The organism is Nostoc sp. CHAB 5836 (genome assembly GCF_020829445.1).
Classification (GTDB): domain Bacteria; phylum Cyanobacteriota; class Cyanobacteriia; order Cyanobacteriales; family Nostocaceae; genus Nostoc.
Genome location: NZ_JAIVFV010000117.1, coordinates 1 through 22,000 on the forward strand (window position 1 = coordinate 1; position 22,000 = coordinate 22,000).

At 43.0% G+C, this 22,000-nt stretch carries 9 protein-coding genes and 1 pseudogene; 8 read left to right on the plus strand and 2 right to left on the minus strand.

All coding sequences use genetic code 11. The features are described 5' to 3' along the window. Positions 1–20 precede the first annotated feature (20 nt). Positions 21–1,385: pseudogene (hmpF, locus tag LC605_RS21370) on the minus strand (pilus motility taxis protein HmpF); the annotation flags it as partial. Between the two features lie 560 nt (positions 1,386–1,945). Here hmpF and LC605_RS21375 point away from each other — a divergent pair. The 8 genes from LC605_RS21375 (at position 1,946) to LC605_RS21410 (ending at position 20,587) form a co-directional block, all read left to right on the plus strand. Continuing rightward, complete coding sequence (locus LC605_RS21375; protein ID WP_229549540.1) at positions 1,946–3,124, plus strand: response regulator; 1,179 nt, start codon at positions 1,946–1,948, stop codon at positions 3,122–3,124. A gap of 701 nt (positions 3,125–3,825) precedes the next feature. Continuing rightward, a complete protein-coding gene (locus LC605_RS21380; RefSeq protein WP_069073698.1) occupies positions 3,826–4,191 on the plus strand; it encodes a response regulator transcription factor in 366 nt (121 codons plus the stop codon). Between the two features lie 13 nt (positions 4,192–4,204). Continuing rightward, positions 4,205–4,735, plus strand: coding sequence for a chemotaxis protein CheW (locus LC605_RS21385; protein WP_229549541.1), 531 nt, complete (start codon positions 4,205–4,207; stop codon positions 4,733–4,735). 14 nt (positions 4,736–4,749) lie between these two features. Next, positions 4,750–7,692 (plus strand): methyl-accepting chemotaxis protein, encoded by a 2,943-nt coding sequence (locus tag LC605_RS21390; RefSeq protein WP_229549542.1) that lies wholly within the window; start codon positions 4,750–4,752, stop codon positions 7,690–7,692. A gap of 207 nt (positions 7,693–7,899) precedes the next feature. Continuing rightward, positions 7,900–13,554, plus strand: a complete 5,655-nt coding sequence (locus LC605_RS21395; protein ID WP_229549543.1) for a response regulator — start codon at positions 7,900–7,902, stop codon at positions 13,552–13,554. A gap of 1,072 nt (positions 13,555–14,626) precedes the next feature. Continuing rightward, positions 14,627–16,720 (plus strand): prolyl oligopeptidase family protein, encoded by a 2,094-nt coding sequence (locus LC605_RS21400; RefSeq protein WP_229549544.1) that lies wholly within the window; start codon positions 14,627–14,629, stop codon positions 16,718–16,720. A gap of 151 nt (positions 16,721–16,871) precedes the next feature. Beyond that, positions 16,872–17,348 carry a Uma2 family endonuclease gene (locus tag LC605_RS21405; protein WP_229549545.1) on the plus strand — a complete coding sequence of 159 codons (477 nt, stop codon included), beginning with the start codon at positions 16,872–16,874 and terminating at the stop codon, positions 17,346–17,348. Positions 17,349–17,770: 422 nt separating this feature from the next. Then, positions 17,771–20,587, plus strand: coding sequence for a pitrilysin family protein (locus LC605_RS21410; RefSeq protein ID WP_229549546.1), 2,817 nt, complete (start codon positions 17,771–17,773; stop codon positions 20,585–20,587). Positions 20,588–20,730: 143 nt separating this feature from the next. Here LC605_RS21410 and LC605_RS21415 read toward each other — a convergent pair whose 3' ends face one another. After that, a complete protein-coding gene (locus LC605_RS21415; protein ID WP_229549547.1) occupies positions 20,731–21,747 on the minus strand; it encodes a sulfate/molybdate ABC transporter ATP-binding protein in 1,017 nt (338 codons plus the stop codon). Positions 21,748–22,000: the final 253 nt, after the last annotated feature.

Consider the following 22,000-nt stretch of genomic DNA (forward strand, 5'->3'; position numbering starts at 1 on the left):
ATATAAACAAGAAACTATAGAAGAACTGGTTCTAAATTAATTTTATTGTTGCTTTCTTCTTCAACAACAGTATGTCCTTGTCGCCGTAGCAGTACAGCTTGGTGTTGCTTGAGAAACTTCTGATGCTGCAACATATTGCGGCGTTGTCCCACCAAACTGGAGTTGAGCATCTGATAGAGGTCTTTTTCATCCGTTAGTTCCAGTTCCAAATTTATGTGGTCATGGTCAGATGCGTGATTTATTTTAGTTTGCAGTTCTTCTATAGTTTCTTGTTTATATTTCAGTTCTTGTTCTTGATCGTGAACAAAACTAGCGTCTATTTCCACCTTATATTGCAATTCTTGCACGATTTTTTGTAGTTCTTCTAAAGGCTTTTTCTCCAAAGCTTCCACATCAGCTTGCTGTCCGAGAACTACATCATTAGATGTTGCAGCTAAAGAGTGAATTTGTTGATATAACTCTTCGGCGTTTCGGAACTGCTCTTTGATTATGCGAGCATACTCTTGCTTGGTGTTAAGGTTTGCTGTATTGATCTGCAATTGGCCTGTTTGCTGAACCAGGGAATTTTGTGCTTCTTGCAATGCATTTTGGCGATCGCTAAAGGTTTGTGACAAACGCTCAACTTCTTCTTGCTGTTGTGCGATCGCAGTTTTTTGCTCCTGTAGTTTTTGCCAGTGCGGAGTCAAAATAGCTTGCTGCTTTTCGACCAATTCAAAGGCCAGATCCAGGTGTTCTCTGACTGTTTCTGTAGGAGTACCAGCACTAGACAAGCGATCGAGTAACTCACTCATTACCCGACTTTGCTCCTCATCCAAAACCGTCCCTTGTTGAAAATCCGCAAGACGTTCCTCTAGGCGACGCTGCTCACCCCGCAAATGCTCCCAAGCACCTTCCAACTCTTGGCGGTTACGCTGAATTTCTGTTTGTAATCCTTCAATTTCCTGGCGGGAGGTGTCAACTTCCTGTTTTTGCTCTTCTAGGTGTTGCAACTCTTCCTCTAATTGTTGCAACTGTTCTGATCGTACTTCCATGTCCATTTCACGGCGATTCAACTCTTGCGCCTGAAAGGTTAGCGACTGTTTCCACTGATCAATCTCATCTTCCTTGAGCTTAAATTTCTCCAACTGGCGGGAAAAATTCTGCAAAATATTGACTAGTGGACGACCAGCTTCTTGAATCCGTTGCACTTGACGATTCGGATTCAGTTCAACTAGTACCAAAGCGCCATCATTTAATTTGCTTGCGTCCTCAGCGGCAATCACTTCTTCCGACACAGTACTCCAATTCTGGTCAGTTCGCTGACAAGCTAGCAGTTTCAATTCGGTTTTGGCACCGCCACTGAGTAAACCACCTTTCTGTTTTTGTACTTCTGCTAAATACAGCACACCGTTAGTCCTTTATTGATGCACTTAAAGTTCGTGTTTTGGGATATACCTTAAAACAGTTATCAGTTATCACGACTTAAACCCAGGCATAAATAGATCACTGATAACTGAAAACTATTCACTGTTCACTGTTAAATAATTCTGTTAACTTGTTTCACTGAACCGAAGTTTAGGAAAACAAGACAGACAAAACTATAGACGTGAGATGTTACGTCTTCATACTTATAGAAGCGAGCTGGTCGCGCCTTTATATTTTGTACTGATGATAGTGATGATGACTTCCGTGTTAACACTAGCTTTGTCGAAGTGTATTACGAAAGATAAAGGTTTATAGCTTAATGTATTCCTTAAGGTCATTGGTCATTTGTCATTTGTCATTTGTACTGAGCGAACGCGAGTGCGTCTTGTAGAGTTGTCGTTGGCGCAGCCTCTCCAAGAGTTGTATTGGTCATTGGTAAGGGTTTGAAGCTTATTTACGTTTTGTAACATACTTGGTTTTTTTCGCACCAATGTACTTAAATTCGGAATTCAGCAATACTTAAGGAGTAGTTTTTAGATAAATGCAGGGAAATTTAAATGAAATTGATATTTGCAGTATCCTGCAATTGATTGAGTTAGGACAGCGAACTGGGCAACTATGGGTGAGAGCTACTAGCTTTCACCATAACAACAAACTGGGTGAAGACGGAGCAAGCATTTATCGCTCTAAACAACAGTCTTGGTTCGTATTTTTTCTCAATGGTCAAATTATCTATTGCCAAGAAGGCGAGAGTAATTTATCCCGAATTAGCGATTATTTACGTCATTACCGAGTTGAGACGCGACTTACCGACAAACAAATTGCTTCCATACCACCAAGCGACGCACCAGAGTATGCCTATCTTTGGGCACTTTTGGAGCGGAATATAATCAACCTAAAGATAGCTGGTAGTATCATCCAGGGCTTGGTACATGAAACCCTCTTTGACCTGTTGGGTTTACACCAAGGTAACTTCATTTTCCATCAGGGTGCGGCACTTGCCCCGCAATTAAACACTTTCGAGATTGCTCCATTTGTGACAAAAATTACTAAGCAGCTGCAAGAATGGAAGCAACTGTATCCGCACATTCAGTCTCCAGAACAATTGCCAGTGCTATCTGACAAAGTTCAGCTACAATCTTCCCTACCAGAAGCAACGGTGAATAAGCTACAACATTGGGCTGATGGTAAAACATCTTTGCGTCAACTGGCTCGCTATCTCAACCGAGACATTTTGACAGTGGCTAAGGCAATATATCCATATGTGCAACAAAGTTGGCTGCAAATCGTATATTCAGATACAAACAAACCCAATACATTTACGGATAGCTGGCAATTGAAGGGAAAAGAGAGGGGGCGGATAGTATGTATTGACGATGCGATCGCCATCGGTGAGACTATAAATTCCATCTTACAACCACAAGGTTATGAAGCGATCGCTCTCACCAATCCCTTAGAAGCACTGAGTCTGGTTTTTCAACTCAAACCGGATTTAATTTTATGCGACATTGCCATGTCGGAATTGGAAGGGTACGAGGTTTGCGCCATGCTGCGGCATTCTACAGCATTTCGGCTCACACCGATTATCATGCTTACTGGGAAAGATGGGTTTATTGATCGAGTCAAAGCTAGGATGGTCGGGGCAACAGATTATTTAACAAAACCATTTACAGACACTGAGTTACTCATGCTCGTAGAGAAATATATGAACAACCATTGACACTCTCAGGTCTAAAGACACGCTCGATTCTGCGGACAGAGTAAACTCTCGCTGCGACCGTCAAACGCCGCCTAAACACTTCATATCAACTACCGACATTGCCAATGTTGTAATCGCGTTTACTTTTATTGTTTCAATGCTTTCAGAATCCATCACTAAGCCAAAACGCGGTACGCTCCGCAACCTGCCTTTATTTGCTCTTTCCTGTCATACTGCGCCAGGACTAAAACCTAACCGTTGTTTCATAGGAGCCGGGATTTCTCCGATACTAGGATGCTTCAACACGTAGATGTTTTTTGTTCTTACTCACAACCTGATTTTAACATAAAATACCACGGGGATAGCGCAGCGTTAGCGAGTCCGCGAGCGTCTTAAAATCCCTCGTGCCGCTTCCCTCTCAGCACTGAAGTGACTGAGTTTCCCGCATCCGGCGTATTTGTATGAAAATTGGGCATTGGGCATGGGGCAGAATAATTTTAGATTTTGGATACTTCGATTTAGGCACATGAAGAGATCGAAGATTTGTTGATCTACTAAAAGATGAGTAAAAAGATGTTATCACAGAGTCAGCCAACTTAGTGAAACATCAATAACTGGGAAAATGCTGAAAACATAAAATTAATTTATACAGTTAATCCTTGTGGAGGAATCAGCGAATGTTCCAAGTAGGAACGTCTACATCAGGAGGTAAAGAGAAACTTATGAGCACAGTTCTGATTGTGGAAGACAGTATCGCGCAAAGGGAGATGATTACAGACCTCCTGAAAGCAACTGGCCTAACAGTTACCCATGCCAGTGACGGATTAGAAGCATTAGAGGCAATTCAAATAGCACCTCCCGATTTAGTGGTATTGGATATTGTCATGCCCCGAATGAACGGCTACGAAGTTTGTCGGCGGTTAAAATCCGATCCAAAAACCCAAAATGTTCCAGTAGTTATGTGTTCTTCCAAAGGCGAAGAATTTGACCGCTACTGGGGCATGAAGCAGGGGGCAGACGCTTACATAGCCAAACCGTTTCAACCAACCGAGTTGGTAGGAACAGTCAAACAACTGCTGCGAGGATAAGGATAAAAACAACATGGTCAGCAAACCGGACTTTTTAAGTGGTAGCGGTCAAGACCACTTCCGACCAGAATTACAAGTAGAAAGTCCTGAAGGTGAGTTACATTTGAGGTTTTACATTCCCTCGCATCAGGAGTTTGCACTACAAGCAACTGGCATCCGGGAGGTAATTGAACTAAGTCCTGATCGGATCACCCCGATTCCTAATGCTTCTCCTTTACTTTTGGGTACTCTAAATTTACGAGGTCGAGTTATTTGGGTGGCCGATTTGGGTCAATTTCTGGGGGAAGCAAGTGCATTAAACACGGATAGAGCAGAAATTTCGGTGATTGCCATTGAAGAGCAAGACACAATAGTGGGTTTAGCAGTAGAGGAAATTGGTGGTATGGACTGGTTGGATGTCCAGAATCTCATCCCACCAACTAGTGTTCCAGATACTATGGCTCCCTTTTTACGTGGAGAGTGGTTACTAAGTGCTAAAAACAATCAGTGTCTACGACTGCTCGATCAAATGGCAATTTTACGAAGTGCTAGGTGGGCAGGATGAAATTGGAGGAGGAAATGGCAGCAAGTATTGATAATTACGAGCCGACATATCAACAGGCGATGACCGCCTATGTTCAAAGGAATTATGAGGTTGCCGCCACTTTAGTTGACCAAGTGGTGCAAAATTTACCAAATGACCCCAACCCCCATTTGTTAAGAGGTCACATCTACTATGTTTTACAGCAGTACGATGTAGCAAAAGAAGAATATCAACAGGTATTACGCTTGACTAACGATCAAGAAATTATTGGTTTTGCCAATAATGGAATTGAGAATATCAATGAATATTTACAGTCATTCGGTGGGCAGATTGATACATCAGAGAGTCAAGAGCAGATAAATTCCTCAGAAATCTCTGATCTACTGGCATATAGCGAATCAGAATTAGAAGATTTGGGCGCTGGTGAGGAATTTGACAGCAATAAGCTTGATTTAAACTTTTTTGGAGAGCATACAGAAATTGTGAATGGCGTTGAAGATATCTCTTCAAAAAGTCCATTTGACGTACCCACAGAAGATACTATTGGGATAGTAAAACTATCAGATTCTTCTACAGCTTTTGGTGATGACCCCTTTGCCATGAATGAAGAATCACAGCAACAAGATTCCAATAGCAACTGGGAGGATAAAACAGAATTAGAGTTACCTGTTTTTTGGCAGGAAGATATGTCAGAAGATAGTCTGGAAGAATCATTATTAGATACGCAGTTTTCAGATAATGGCAGAAATTATCCTGATGAAAATTCAACGATTGATCATCATAAATCTTCATCTTCTAATTCAGGAAGTGATCAGAGCGAGAATAATTTCCCTAATTTGTTGACTGAGCCAAACTCTCCAGAGCATAACATTAAAAATTTAAAATATGATAATATATCTAGTTTGGGAGACGAAACTTTACTGATTGTTGCACAAGAACTTATAAATGATTCGGCGACAACAAATAACTTGGAATACAGCAGTCAAGATAATTTGGCAGAAACCGAAGTAAATAATTGGTTGAAACCAAAAAGTTCTGAGGGCAATAAAGATTTACAGTCTGATGTATCTGATGATTATTCATCTGTGAGTAGCAATTTATCTCTGGAAGAAAAGCAGTTTAAGTCAGGTAAACCCTCCGCAAAAAATAGCTTTGATGATGAAAATTTTGATATGGAGGCATTTGAGTCCGCCTTTGGTTCAGAGGGTTTAAGCTCTTATGAAGACTCAAACAATATACTGAATGGAGAAAATTCTAAGAGCAATATCGAGTTTTTAGATGACTTCGAGGAATTTGACGATTTGGGCAATATTCCAGGGTTTGACCTGATGGAACAAGATTCTAACTTCGGTGATCTACCACTAGTTTCTGCTCAAGCAGAAACTAGTGGTAGTGGACGGCCTCAGGTGACGGAGGCTTTTCCAAGTAATGCAGCTAGCGATCGCGAAGAAGAACTATTCTCCATGACTGGTTCCCATGAAAGTGTTCCAGTCTTTAGCCAAACAAATATCTCGAAACTAGAACCCAATGTCAGCGTCGAACAAGGCTGGTTAGCACCATTAGAGAATGCCTCCATCGAAAGAAAACAATGGTTAATTGCTGGAAGTGTGGGCATTGTCTCGGCGCTGGTTGTAGCCACAGTTAGCTTTGTCGCCACCACATTTTCGCCACCCCAACAACGAGAATCAGTGCGAAACACAGGTTGGGCAATGTCACTAGCAGCTGGAATTGCAGGTTTTACTACCGCAAGCTTCATGGGGAATCTTGCGCTCAAACAAATTCGGCGCACAACCAATGATCTCCAAACTCAGTTTGATGCTGTACGTCAAGGAAATCTGAATGCTCAAGCTACAGTGTTTTCCGAAGATGAATTAGGGTACTTAGCCACTGGCTTTAATGAAATGGCGCGAGTAATTTTCACGACCACAAGTGAAGCCCAACGCAAAGCTAATGAACAAGAAGAAGCCAAAGAAAACCTGCAACGTCAGGTGATTCGCCTCTTGGATGATGTGGAAGGAGCTGCTAGAGGAGATTTAACAGTCCAAGCTGAAGTGACAGCCGACGTACTGGGAGCCGTAGCTGATGCCTTTAACCTGACAATTCAAAACCTGCGGGATATCGTCCAACAGGTAAAAGTGGCAGCAAAAGATGTGACCAAAGGTGCAACCAACTCCGAAACCTTCGCTACAGCCTTATCTAGCGATGCCTTGCGCCAAGCAGAAGAGTTGGCAGTAACACTGAATTCTGTACAGGTAATGACTAACTCGATTCAACGGGTAGCAGAGGCGGCGCGAGAAGCCGAAACCGTCGCCCGTGATGCTAGTACGATCGCTCTCAAAGGTGGCGAAGCAGTAGAAAACACCGTGGCGGGGATTTTGGAAATTCGAGAAACTGTTGCCGAAACCACTCGCAAAGTCAAGCGGTTAGCGGAATCTTCCCAAGAAATTTCTAAAATTGTAGCGTTGATTTCTCAAATTGCTTCCAGAACAAACTTGCTGGCACTCAATGCTAGTATTGAGGCGGCAAGAGCGGGAGAAGCTGGACGCGGATTTGCGATCGTCGCAGATGAAGTCCGCCAGCTAGCAGATAAATCTGCTAAATCCCTGAAGGAAATTGAACAAATTGTGATGCAAATCCAAAGCGAAACAGGCTCTGTAATGACCGCGATGGAAGAAGGCACACAACAAGTAATAAAAGGTACAAAATTGGCAGAAGAAGCCAAGCGATCGCTCGAAAACATTATTCAAGTAGCGAATCGCATCGATATTCTTGTGCGCTCGATTACCAGCGACACTGTGGAACAAACGGAAACCTCCCGCGCCGTCGCTCACGTAATGCAATCAGTAGAACTGACCGCCCAAGAAACTTCCCAGGAAGCACAACGAGTTTCAGGCGCTCTACAACACTTAGTAGCTGTATCCCGTGACTTGATCGCCTCCGTTGAACGTTTCCGAGTGGAAACTATGGAAACTAGGTAAATTGTCATTTGTCATTTGTCCTTTGTCATTTGTCATTTGTCATTTGTCATTTGTCCTTTGCTAATGACCAATACAACTCTTGGAGAGGCTGCGCCAACGACAACTCTACAAGACGCACTCGCGTTCGCTCAGTACAAGTGACCAATGACTAATGACCAATGACTAATGACCAATGACTAATGACTAATGACTCTTGACTAAAAAACTATGCTGCCAGAACAACAACAGCGGATTTTGGGTTACTTTATTGAAGAAGCTAGGGATCACCTGAATACCATTGAGCAGGGATTGCTGAATTTAGAGGCTACTCTGGACGACCCGGAAATGATCAGTGAGGTCTTCCGAGCGGCTCACTCCATCAAAGGAGGAGCGGCGATGCTTGGATTGACTAGCATCCAGCACACCTCCCACCGTCTGGAAGATTGTTTTAAAGTTCTTAAAGATAATCCGGTTCAGATTGACCAGAAGTTAGAGTCTTTATTTCTCGGTGTATCTGATACCCTAAAAGCGCTGTTAGAGAATTTGAGTGGGACTTATGGTCTTTCTGAAGATGCAGCTAATACTTTGATGTCAGAAACTGAGCCAGTCTTTCAATGGCTGTATCAGCATTTGGAACTACTTGTAGAACAAGGAAAAAGTGGAGTAGCTAGCAATCCTGACGCTAGAGAATTACAGACAGCCTCTGTAGACAATGGCTCCACACTTACAGAACTTTTCCTGCGGCGAGATATTTCCGGTTTGCCAGAAGACACCGATCAGGAATCTCCAGACTCCATAGCACCCCAGGAAGTGCGGTCGTCAGTCACCGCTAAAGAAAATAATAATTGGAGCGAGTTTCAAGCCCAAGTGCTGCAAACACTGCGGGAAATGTTGCAATTATTTAAGCAAACCACAACACCCTCAACTCGGCAAAACCTTCAGCAATGCTGTTACCAGTTAGTCAAACTTGGTGAAACTTGGAATTTGCCTAAGTGGTGTGGTTTATGTCAAGCAGCAGCTAGTGCGATCGCTAATCCCGAAAATACTTATTTGACTTTAGCGAAAATTGTCATTACCGAAATCAAGCAAGCTCAAGAATTAGTTCTGCAAGGTAGGGAAGCCGAAATTACAATTAGTCAGCAACTAGAAGTGCTTTTGAGCTTTGCAGAAATTGAGTTATTAGAAATTACTCCTGATTTGTTTGATGAACAGTCTGCTGATTTGATAGAATCAGAGCCAATTATATCGAGTCATACCGAGCCATTAACTCAGACAACTGAAGAACTGAATCTAGAGGAAGATATGAGCGATCGCGCCTATCTTCTACAAGTGACACCACTAAACGAAGGAAGAAACACTAGTCTTACTTTCACTACACATAACGAAGCACATCCAATCAGTAGCAATCTTGACCCCAATGGCCCAGAGGTAGGAATAGCTGAGTTAAATAGCCTTGCTGATTTATTTGAAGGTGAGACACCCGAACTAGATGAAACCTGGCATCAAGAAGAAACCTTAGATATTGTTGCCACCAATGACCTTGGAATTGATTTCAGCAGCACTGATGCTGAGAATGCTCATAGGGATTTATCCGATTTACTCTCCTTTGATCAAGACATAACCAACGAGCCGCAGGTAACAAGCACAGTTACAACAGAAGATTTATCCCTGTTATTTGGTGACAATTTCTTAGAAAAAGAGAATTCAGAACCGCAAAATCAAGAAACATCTGCTAAAGCTCTCGAATTGAGTGAGGTTAACGAATTTGATCGAAATTTAGACTTTGATTCTGCCGAAATTTTACAAGAATTTCTTGATATTTCTAGTAATACAAACCATGCTCCTGGGGAAATTGTCCAAAATAGTGTCAACAGAAACGATGTGGTTGAAGATTTATTGACACTGGGACTAGATGATGATGCTGAACTATTACTTATAGGCGAAGTGACTCAACCAGAAACTGACGCGATCGCCAGTGTGGAACTATCTACCAACCAACACAACAGTTTTGATAACTTATTCTTAGAAACTAGAAATGCAAATTGGGTAGAAGAAATTACCCCTAGTGACTACATAGAATTACCCCAGCAAACAGATTTGTCTTTGGACAGCCTATTTGCTGAAATGGAAGAACAGTCACTACTGCCTACAAGTGAACCAGAAATCGGTGCTTTATTTGATACATCTGCCGCAACAGCACCTGAGTTTTCTGAATTAGAAAATGATCTGAGCAACTTCTGGAGTCAGGAAACTACAGAGGAAGAGGACGAATTCGATTCCTTAATTGAAGAGAATGTGGAAAGGGTATTAAATGAGAGTTTGTTTACTGCGGTGGCTGATCACATTTTTGCCAATAGTCAGCAGCCCATACCTTCTCCCATAGCCAGTTTTGACATAGAAGAAGATTTTGATCTCAATTTCGAGCAGCAAGAGCAGCTAGATTTGATATTCTCATCAGATTCTGAAGATGAGTTAGCACCGAGTGACTCAACTATTTCTCCTGCAATCAACGATGACTCCACGTCGGAAACGCTGTTGTTGGCGCAGCAACCAGGAGAGGAAATTCTCAGGCGATCGCAACAACCAGAAGCTTTAGATTTTGTTCCGGAATTTACTAATCAGCCCTTAGAAATATCTACCGTTGATCTGGAACTTAATCCATTCGGCTCTTTCGATGAAAACAGCGATGAAAATTCGCAACTGCGGCTTGAAGATGTCGCTACAGACTCTACCGATTCTCAAATGGAAACCACAGATAATACTGTGGATGAACTATCAGAAAGTTTTTTAAACTCAGCATCACTGGAAGCACAGCCGATTGATTTGTTCGGCTATTTCGACGAAAATCTGCAACTGCGGCTTGAAGATGTAGCTACAGACTCAACTTATATTCAGATGAAAACCACAGATAATGCTGTGGATGAACTATCAGAAACTATCAGCTTTGGGGAAACTTTAGATTCAGCATCACTCGAAGCACAGCCAGTTGATTTGTTCGGCTATTTCGACGAAAATCTGCAACTGCGGCTTGAAGATGTAGCTACAGACTCAACTTATATTCAGATGGAAACCACAGATAATGCTGTGGATGAACTATCAGAAACTATCATCTGGGAAACTTTAGATTCAGCCCAGACAAGCCCAGAATTTTTAGAAAGCAATGAAAATAATAATTTAGAAACTACCTTTGAAGTCACAGCTAATATAGATTTTGAGGCGACAGAATTTGGTTTTGTTAATGATTTATTGTTGACAGAAAATTATCTATCAGAAGCAGTAAACCAGGAAGAATTAGAAGAAAAAGCGGTAATAATTGACTCAGAATCTGTCAATGACTTCACACAAACGGTTATTCAGGAAGATGTTGAAACCGATTTGCGTGATCTAACAGAGACATCTGAACCTGCACTAAGTAAGTTGGCGCGAAAAAACGTAAATATGTTACAAAACGTAAATAGGCTTAAAACCCTTGTAAATGACGAAGGACAAATGACAAATGACAGCCTTAGCCAGTTAGCTTTAATTGCGCCGACCTACTTAGTGTCAGAGGAAAAAAATGCTATTATCGCCCCGACTGAAGAATTGGCAACCACAGAAACCATTGAAGTAGTTGCTCCAGAAGATGATTTTGCAGACTTGGAAGCATTATTAGGAGAGGAAGTAGCATTCATCCCGAAAACGACGGAGATACCAGAAGTAGATTTTGCTGCTCTGGAAGAATTGCTAGCTACAGATAACGATCGCGATGCCTACGACGGGCTACGCCAAGGCCAGTCGTTGGAAATTCAACCAGTCTTGGCTAAAAATGCCATTCCATTACCAGCCATAAAAGATGAATTTGGTGATTTGGAGAAGTTGCTGGCAGAAGCAGATCAAACAATATCCCATTCTCGTGTAGTCAAATCGAACACCAGCAAAATTCCCCGCCCCTCTAATCGTCGCGGTGCGAGATTTGAAGAAACGATGAAGGTTCCAGTTAAACAACTGGACGATATGAGTAATTTAGTTGGCGAGTTGGTGGTAAATCGCAATACCTTAGAGCAAGATCACGAACGGCTGCGGCAGTCATTAGATAACTTGCTGATTCAGGTACAACAACTCTCGGATGTGGGCGCAAGGATGCAAGAGTTGTATGAGCGATCGCTATTAGAAGCCTCTCTGTTAGCTGGACGCAAAAAGAAAGACTCCGGACTACAAGGGTCTGATTCCAATGCCGACAGGGGTTTTAGCGAGTTGGAAATGGATCGTTTTACTCCCTTCCATACACTCTCACAGCAGATGATTGAGCGGATTGTGCGAGTGCGTGAGTCGGCTAGTGACATTGATTTTGTCACCGAAGAAACCGAGCGAGTCGCAAGGCAATTCCGCCAAGTAACCACCCAGTTACAAGAGGGATTAACAAGAGCGCGAATGGTGCCTTTTGCCCAAACAATCGATCGCTGGCGGCGAGGAGTGCGCGACAACGCTATTAAGTGTGGCAAACAAGTAGAGTTGGTGATCGAAGGTGGCGATACCTTAATTGACAAGATGATTTTAGATCATCTTACCGATCCATTAACTCATATGCTGAATAATGCGATCGCTCACGGTATTGAAACGCCAGAACAACGGCAAGCTATTGGTAAACCACCCGTGGGAATCATTACCATTCGTGCCTTCCACCAAGGCAACCAAACTATCATCTCTGTAGGTGATGATGGTGCAGGTATCGATTCGGCAAGAGTTAAGGCTAAGGCGGTGAAGATTGGCATGATTACAGAAGCGCAGGCAAAAACTATGTCTCGTCTGGAAGTCTACGATTTGCTATTCCAGTCTGGTTTTACAATTAAAGATCAGGCAGATGAAATTTCCGGTCGTGGTGTGGGTATGGACGTAGTGCGCTCCGAGATTAGCGAAATTCGGGGAACAGTGAATACCGATTCTGCTATTGGCAAGGGAACCACCTTTACCATTCGTTTACCACTAACTCTAAGTATTTGTAAAGCTCTCTGCTGCGTCTCCGATCGAGCCAGGATTGCTTTCCCAATGGACGGTGTAGAAGATACGCTGGATATACCAGTCAAAAATATTCAGCATGATGCCAATGGGCAATCATTTATTTCCTGGCGCGATACGGTGCTACCGTTCCGACCTCTGAAGGAACTTTTAACCTTCAATCGCCAAATCAGTCGTGGTAACGTCTATGGCGGTACCAGAGATGATGATATGGTTTCTGTGGTTGTAGTGCGATCGGCAAATACCCTGATTGCTCTACAGATTGACTTGGTGTTGAGCGAACAAGAAATTGTAATTAAGCAATTTGAAGGGCCAGCGCCTAAACCCATTGGTGTAGCGGGTGCTACAGTCCTGGGTGATGGTCGGATTATGCCGATTGCGGACGTGCTGGAAATAATTGACATCTTCCAAGGACGGATTTCTACACAAATTGGTGGCAATTCTTGGCAACAAAAAGCTACTCCCCCAGATACCTCTCCTGCGAAGATTGACCCAACAGTGCTGATTGTCGATGACTCGATTACAGTTCGAGAATTGCTATCCCTGACCTTTAATAAGGCAGGTTATCGCGTAGAACAGGCGCGTGACGGACAAGAAGCTTGGGATAAACTCCGCTCCGGTCTGCCTTGCGATATCGTATTTTGCGACATCGAAATGCCCCGTTGCGATGGCCTGGAATTACTCTCTCGCATCCAGAAAGACTCTAATCTCAACCACTTACCGATCGCGATGCTCACCTCGCGGGGTGCAGACAAGCACAGACAAATTGCGTCTCAACTCGGTGCTAGTGGCTACTTTACCAAGCCTTATCTTGAAGAAGCTCTCCTCGAAGCGGCGGCGCGGATGCTTAGAGGCGAGAAACTTGTTAACAGTAATAGTAATGCCTAAGTAGAGCGACGCAAATAAAGCTAACTGGCTAAGGCTGTCATTTGTCACTTGTCCTTTGTCATTTATAAGGCAATACGCTTGGGTTAAGCATTTCCTTCTTCTCTTTGCGTCCTCTGCGTCTCTGTGGTTCGTCAAAAAAATTGACTTTGACAAAGGATTTTAGCCTTAACCCAAGCGTATTGATTTATAAGGGTTGAAATTTAAACGCATAGGCGCCTCGCCTTCCCGCAGGGTAGGGGCGCAAAGGGAAGCGCATAGGCGCAACTCTTGGAGACGCACTCGCGTTCGCCTTCCCGTAGGGTAGGAACGCAAAGAGAATTCGCTACGAATTTATGAAATATTGTACTAAGTAACTGCGATGTTCCTACATCATCCACGACTGACCCCTTTTTCTCATGTTTTGGGTTGTCAACACAAATCACTCAGCAAAGCGATCGCCCACCACCCCAAACTTGGGATTTTCTCTCCAGTTCAAAATCCTTATATATAGGAATCCGATTTGATTTTTGAACAAAATTAGGTATTTGTAGGGTGCGTTAGCGTTTCGCGTAACGCACCAAACCCTTAAGAATGGTGCCGTACTTTCTGCGTTAACACACCCTACGTGTATTTAAAAAATCAAATAGTAAGTAAGTCGGTGAAAATAAATCAAACTATGTGACGAAACGTAAACAGGCTTGAAACCCTTACCAAGGACGAATGACAAAGGACAAATGACAGCCATCACGAGTTATCTTTAATTGCGCCGACCTACTTAGTCCTATAGCAATACGCTTGGGTTAAGGCTAAAACTCTGTTACAAAGTCAATTTTTTTAACGTAGACGCTTCGGCTTGCCGCAGGCTACCGCAAACGCGAGTGCGTCTCCTAAGAGTTGGACGCAAAGGGCGCAAAGAGAAGGAAGAAATGCTTAACTGAACTATCCCCCGCTCACAATCCCCACCTTATGAGTACATTGAAGGTGGGGACTTTTGCGACACGTTAAGGATTTTTCCCATAGATTTAGCAAGTGTTTGACTCAAGTATTGGTTCTATCTTTGTAGTATGTAAAGAAGCACCTTTTATCTAAGACTATGCCTTCTTCTAAAAAAGCTCTCACCTACCCATCCAGCTACAAGAGCAATCAAGTCGATGACTACCACGGTACTTTAGTCGCAGATCCTTACCGTTGGTTAGAAGATCCTGACTCTGAAGAAACAATAACTTGGATTGAAGCACAAAATCAAGTTACTTTTGGCTACCTGAGTGAAATTCCTGCTAGGGAAAAAATTAAACAGCGCTTCACGAAACTTTGGGATTATGAAAAATACGGTATCCCTTTTAAAGAAGGCGAATCTCTGCGAGACGGTTCCACCGAACGCTACTTTTATTTTAAAAATGATGGGTTGCAAAATCAAAGTGTCCTCTATACCTTGAAAACTCTCGACGATGAACCCAAAGTTTTACTCGATCCCAATAAACTTTCAGAAGATGGCACTGTTGCTCTTTCGGGATTGTCTATTAGTGAGGATGGTAGACTTTTAGCATACGGTCTATCCTCTTCTGGTTCTGATTGGCAAGAGTGGAAAGTCCGCGATATTGAAACTGGTGAAGACCTCCAAGACCACCTGAAGTGGATTAAATTTTCTGGCGCATCTTGGACACATGATCATCAAGGTTTTTTCTACAGTCGCTACGATGAGCCGAATGAAAAAACTCAATTAGAAGATGTTAACTATTATCAAAAGCTCTACTATCATCAGTTGGGTAAACCCCAATCAGAAGATGTACTAATTTATCATCGTCCTGACCAAAAAGAATGGGGTTTTAGTGCTGGTGTTACTGAAGATGGACGCTATCTGATAATTTCAATTTGGCTAGGAACTGACTCCAAAAATTTAGTTTTTTACAAAGATTTGACTAACCATAATGCGGAAGTCATAGAACTAATTAACCAGTTGGAGGCAGATTACAGCTTTATTGATAATGATGATAGCGTGTTTTATTTGCGCACAGATTTAAATGCACCACGGGGAAGAGTTATTGCAATTGACACCAAAAACCCTGCTAAGGAAAATTGGCAAGAAATAATTCCTCAATCGGCGGAAACTTTGGAAAGTGTAGGCATACTTAATAATCAATTTGTTGCTGATTACCTCAAAGATGCTCACAGTCAAATTAAAATTTTTGACCTCAAAGGTGCGTTTGTTCGAGAGGTAGAATTACCCGGACTCGGTTCAGCCGGCGGCTTTGGTGGTAAGCGTTATGATACTGAAACTTTTTATAGTTTTACCAGCTTTACCATCCCAGGGACTATTTATCGCTACGACATGGTGACAGGAAAAAGTGAGGTTTTCCGTCAGCCACAGGTAGATTTTAATCCGGATGATTATGAGACAAAGCAAGTCTTTTATCATAGCAAAGATGGTACTAGAGTCCCAATGTTTATTACCCACAAAAAGGGGATTAAATTAGATGGGAATAACCCGACTTATCTTTATGCTTATGGCGGTTTTAATGCCTCAATGACACCTGGCTTTTCTGTGAGTCTTTTGGTATGGATGGAGATGGGTGGTGTCTATGCTATGCCTAATCTTCGCGGTGGTGGAGAATATGGTGAAGAATGGCATCAAGCAGGAATGAAGGATAAAAAGCAGAATGTTTTTGATGACTTTATTGGGGCTGCTGAGTGGCTGATTGCGAATAAGTATACTAAGACTGAGAAGCTGGCGATCGCAGGTGGTAGTAATGGCGGTTTATTAGTGGGTGCTTGTATGACACAACGTCCCGATTTGTTTGGTGCAGCAATACCCGCCGTCGGCGTCATGGATATGCTGCGGTTCCACAAATTTACCATCGGCTGGGCTTGGACTTCCGAATATGGTTCAGCAGATAACTCAGAAGAGTTTCCAGCGCTGTATGCTTATTCGCCATTGCAAAATCTCAAATCAGATACAGCTTACCCAGCAACCTTAATTACCACAGCCGATCATGACGATCGCGTTGTCCCTGCTCATAGTTTCAAATTTGCCGCCGCTTTGCAAGAGGCTCACGTTGGTGATGCGCCAGTTCTAATTAGAATTGAGACGAAAGCTGGTCATGGTGCGGGTAAACCCACGGCGAAAATTATCGAAGAAGCCGCAGACAAGTGGGCTTTTTTGGTACGTGCTTTGGATGTTGAAGTTTAGGGGTTGATTTATTTGTAGGGTGCGTTAACGCAGTGTAACGCACCACATTATTTCCATGAGGACTTTTCAAACATCCTCTTAGCCTTAACCCAAGGGTATTGATTAATAGATGAGTTAAAATTAAATCAATTACTCTAAACAAATATTAACTATGAGATGGGAAGAAGTTTGTGAACACAAACAATTACAAGATTTACCCTTCAAAATTGAATTAAATAAATGGGGTCAAATCGTCATGAGTCCAGTCAAAATTAAACATTCTTTTTATCAAGGAAGAATCCAACGTTTATTAGAATCTTTATTGAATACAGGAGAAGTCATGCCAGAATGTGCTATTAACACATCAGACGGTGTGAAAGTTGCTGATGTTGTCTGGTGTTCAGAGAAAAGATTTTCTCAAATTGAAGATGAAGTATCAGCATCTATCGCACCAGAAATTTGTGTAGAAGTCAAATCCAGTGGTAACACTTTGGAAGAAATGGAATTTAAAAGAAATTTATATTTAGAAGCTCAAGCTGTTGAGGTATGGTTATGTAATGAACAAGGTCAAATAAAATTCTATAATCAACAAGGTGAATTAGAGCAATCCTTGTTAGTTCCTAAGTTTACTAAGCAAATTAAACGGTAATTGCAGAGGATATAAAAGAGAGCGATCGCCTAAATTACTTATTTTTAAAATACATTTTAAAATTATTCATCAACTCGACTTCGATGGTGAATCAAAATGATCGTTACTTGATTTAATTCATCATTCTCATCTAGCCCGCCTCAGAATGAATTCTGAGTCTAATAGCGAAAGTCGTCTGAAGACGACTGAGAAAAAGTTATAGTCTGTTTTAACGCAATACGGTTCACAAAAGGGCTGAAACTCTTTTTTTACGAACCACAGAGGCGCAGAGAACACGGAGAGAAGAAAGAGAAGGAGGAAATGCTTAACTGATTTGATTTTATTTTGGTCTTATTCCCTCCATAACTAGCAACTTGAGTTAAATTTAAATTTTGAAATAGCCCTTGGGGTTTTATTTAAAAATTGGAAATTTTGCATTGCTTATGAAACGGCGCTCATACATGATTATAGGATTTTTCCTCAGCCTTCTTTTAACTATCGTGCCTTTATGGGGCAATTTTACCAATGCTGCAATACCAACAGCGATCGCACCTGTCTCTGGTCTCTCATTCACTCAAGGAGTGCAAAAAACGGTATTGGACAACGGTTTAACGGTACTAACCAAAGAAGTTCATACTGCTCCAGTGGTGAGTGTGCAGGTTTGGTATAAAGTTGGTTCACGTAACGAAGTTAAGGGCGAGAATGGCATTTCTCACCAGTTAGAACATTTGATGTTTAAAGGTACAAATGACCGTCCAGTACAGTTTGGACGGTTATTTACTGCCTTGGGTAGCCAGTTCAATGCTTTTACAAGTTATGACGAAACAGCTTACTTTGGCACAGTGCAGCGAGACAAACTCGAAGCGTTGCTGACTCTGGAAGCCGATCGCATGAAAAACTCTTTAGTTGGGACTGAGCAACTCACAAGTGAAAAACGGGTGGTGATCTCCGAGTTACAAGGATACGAAAATTCACCAAGCTATCGTTTGAATCGAGCTGTGATGCGAGATGCTTTCCCCAATCGAGCCTATGGCTTACCTGTGGGAGGGACAAAAGCCGATGTAGAGAAATTTACGGTGGAGCAGGTACAAAATTATTACCACACTTACTACAGTCCGGAAAATGCCACGTTGGTGATTACCGGAGATTTTGCCACAGAATCTGCACTCCAAGTCGTGAAAGAAACCTTTGGTAAGTTATCGCAACGAGCAAAAAAGGACACGGTACTTGATGACGCAAGGAAAGTACTTGATAATTTCTCTGCATCTTCTTCCCTCGCCGACGCTTCCCCATCTACCCCTGTTGCTAAAAAAGCAACCATTGTCCTCAAGCAACCTGGAAGTGCAGCGCTATTGCAAGCGGTGTATCCTCTACCAGATATGAAACATCCTGATGTCCCAGCAATTGATGTGATGGATGCGATTCTCACAGGGGGACGTAGCTCTAGGCTTGATCAGGCTTTGGTGGAATCTGGACTTGCAAGTTCAGTCAGTGGTGGTGCTGCTGAACTGATCGAATCGGGTTGGTATGAAATTAATGCTACGGCGGCTCCCGGTCAAGAGTTGGGGAAAATTGCCCAGGTACTCCAGGAATGTTTAGCAAAATTGCAAGAGCAGCCAGTCACCTCAGAAGAGTTAAACCGGGCGAAGACCCAAATGCAAGCCTCGTATATTTTGGGGAACCAAGACATCACTAGTCAGGCTAATCAACTGGGGTATAATCAAACGATCGCCGGGGATTATCATTTTATTGAAAAGTATTTGGCTGCGATCGCTAAAGTTACCCCGGCTCAAGTCCAGCAAGCAGCGAAAACTTATCTCAATCCGGCTCAACAAACCATTGGCTTCTTTGAGCCGACTCAACCAGATGGTAAACCAGGGGCTTCTGGCGCTGGTTCTGCTCGCACGGTGGAAAATTTCAGCCCTGGTAAACCTGTAGATCCAGCAGAACTGGCGAAATATCTACCACCTGCCACATCAGCGACAGATTCAGCCAAACAGTCACTACCAGAGGAGTTTACCTTAAATAATGGTTTGAAGGTTCTGTTGTTAAGCGATCGCAACCTTCCCACCATCAACCTGAGTGGACAAATTGACGCTGGTACTGAATTCGACGGCAATCAAAAAGCTGGATTAGCGAATCTGACTGCAAGCAACTTAATGAATGGGACACAGACTAAAGATGCTCTCGCCTTAGCAAAAACCCTAGAAGACCGGGGAGCCAATTTGAACTTCAGTGCTAGCCGTGAGGGAGTTAACGTTAGTGGTCAGGGACTTTCTGCGAATCTGCCGATATTGATTCAAACTCTGGCAGATGTGTTAGAAAACGCTGCTTTCCCCGCCGACCAGTTAGAACTGAGTCGCCAACGAGCATTGACAAGTCTCAAAGTCCAGCTAGATGACCCTAGAGGTTTGGGACGACGAGTATTCCAGCAGGCAATTTACCCTGAAAATCATCCATTCCACAGCTTTCCCACAGCCGAGAGTTTAAAGAGCATTAGTCGTGATGACTTGCTTGGCTTCTACCAAACACATTACCGACCGGATACCACAACGATCGCAATAGTTGGAGACTTGGAGCCAGTTAAGGTAAAAGCTTTGCTGAATCAGGTGTTCGGTAAATGGCAAGCCACAGGTAAGCCGCCTGTTATCAAAATGCAGTCCGTACCATTACCGCCAACTTTGACACGTCTAAATAAAGTAATTCCCGGGAAAGCTGAGGCTGTTACCTACATCGGCTACAATGGTATCTCTCGGAAAGACCCACGTTATTATGCGGCACTGGTACTAAATCAAATTTTGGGTGGTGATACCTTAGCAAGCCGCCTGGGTACGGAAGTGCGCGATCGCCAAGGTCTAACCTACGGTATATACAGTGGTTTTGCCGCCGGAATCAATCCGGGGCCCTTCTTGATCCAAATGCAGACTGCTCCTCTTGATGCCCAAAAAGCGATCGCCAGTACTCTGGCTCTACTAAAACAGTTGCGCGAGCAAGGAGTGACTGAGGCTGAATTCAATACAGCAAAACGCTCAATTACCAATAGTTATCCTGTGGATTTAGCTAATCCTAGCGATCTATCCAGCATGATTTTGGATAATGCTGTCTTGGGGCTTTCGCGATCAGAAATCCGAGAGTTTCCCCACCGAATTCAAGCAGTCACTATGGCTAATATGCAACAGGCAATTGAAGATTTAATTAAGCCAGAAAATCTGGTGATTGTCACCGCCGGTCCTTCTGAGACTGTACCCAAGGGCGGCTAATTACCTCACATATATAGCAATCTTGGAAGAACCTTTCCCCCAAGCCCTCTTTGAAACCCAGAGGGGAGTTTGACTCCCCCTTCCCTTGTAGGGAAGGGGGCTGGGGGGTTAGGTCTTTAATTCTTGGGAAACTAGCATTCATTTCAAATTGAATAAGACACTGGGAAGGACTTTGCATCCTTTGGCTTCACATAGACTCGCTGTAGAGGTTCTAACTCTAAATCATTAAAGCGATCGCGTGTTAAATGCGCCATCACCACTTGCCCATCATCAAAAGTTAATTCCACCTGAATTTCCCAACCCAAATGGATCAATCGGCTCACTGTTGCAGGTGTGGTAGCACCGTTAGCAACCTTTTGCAAAATCACATCTTGCGGACGCAGAAATACTTGTGGGTGTGGCGCATCAAACCCGCTACTTTGAAAAATCTTTGAGGTGCTGGGTAATACGTTCACCGGGCCGATGAAGCTCATTACAAATGCGGTGGCAGGATCATCGTAAATTTCTGCTGGTGTCCCCACCTGTTCCACACGCCCTTTATTCATGACCACAACCTCATCGGAGACTTCCATTGCTTCCTCTTGGTCGTGGGTGACGAAAACTGTGGTAACATGAACCTCATGATGGAGGCGGCGTAACCATGCCCGTAAATCTTTGCGGACTTTAGCATCAAGTGCGCCAAAGGGTTCATCTAGCAATAAAACTTCCGGTTCTACTGCCAATGCCCTTGCTAAAGCTACCCGTTGTCTTTGACCACCAGAAAGTTGTGATGGATAGCGATCGCCTAATCCAGTCAATTGCACCAATTCAAGTAACTGTTCCACCCGCCCCTTAATCTTCTTTGGCTGTGCCTTCCGAATTTCTAAGCCAAAGGCAATATTTTGTTTCACAGTCAGATGCTTAAATAGGGCATAGTGCTGAAACACAAACCCAATATTGCGCTGTTGCACACTTTGGTATGTAGCGTCCTTACCGGTCAGCAAGATTTTGCCGCTATCTGGCATTTCTAAACCAGAAATTAACCGTAATAGCGTAGATTTCCCTGATCCCGATGGCCCTAGCAACGCAACTAACGAACCACTCTTAATTTCCAGGCTGACCTGATCAACTGCCTTGAAACTCCCGAATTGTTTGGAGACGTTCTCAACTACTATGCCCACTGTTGCTGTACCTCTACAACTAAATCTACAGTTCCCTGCTAGGATTACCGTGTCTTATATATACCATATATAGTTATTTTTGAATGAACAAGATTTAGCTACCGCAGCTGCTGCGATCGAGGAAGCTAAGTAAGTTGGCGCGAAAAAACCTAAATATGTTACGAAACGTAAATAGGCTTAAAACCCTTGTAAATGACGAAGGACAAATGACAAATGACAGCCTTAGCCAGTTAGCTTTAATTGTGCCGACCTA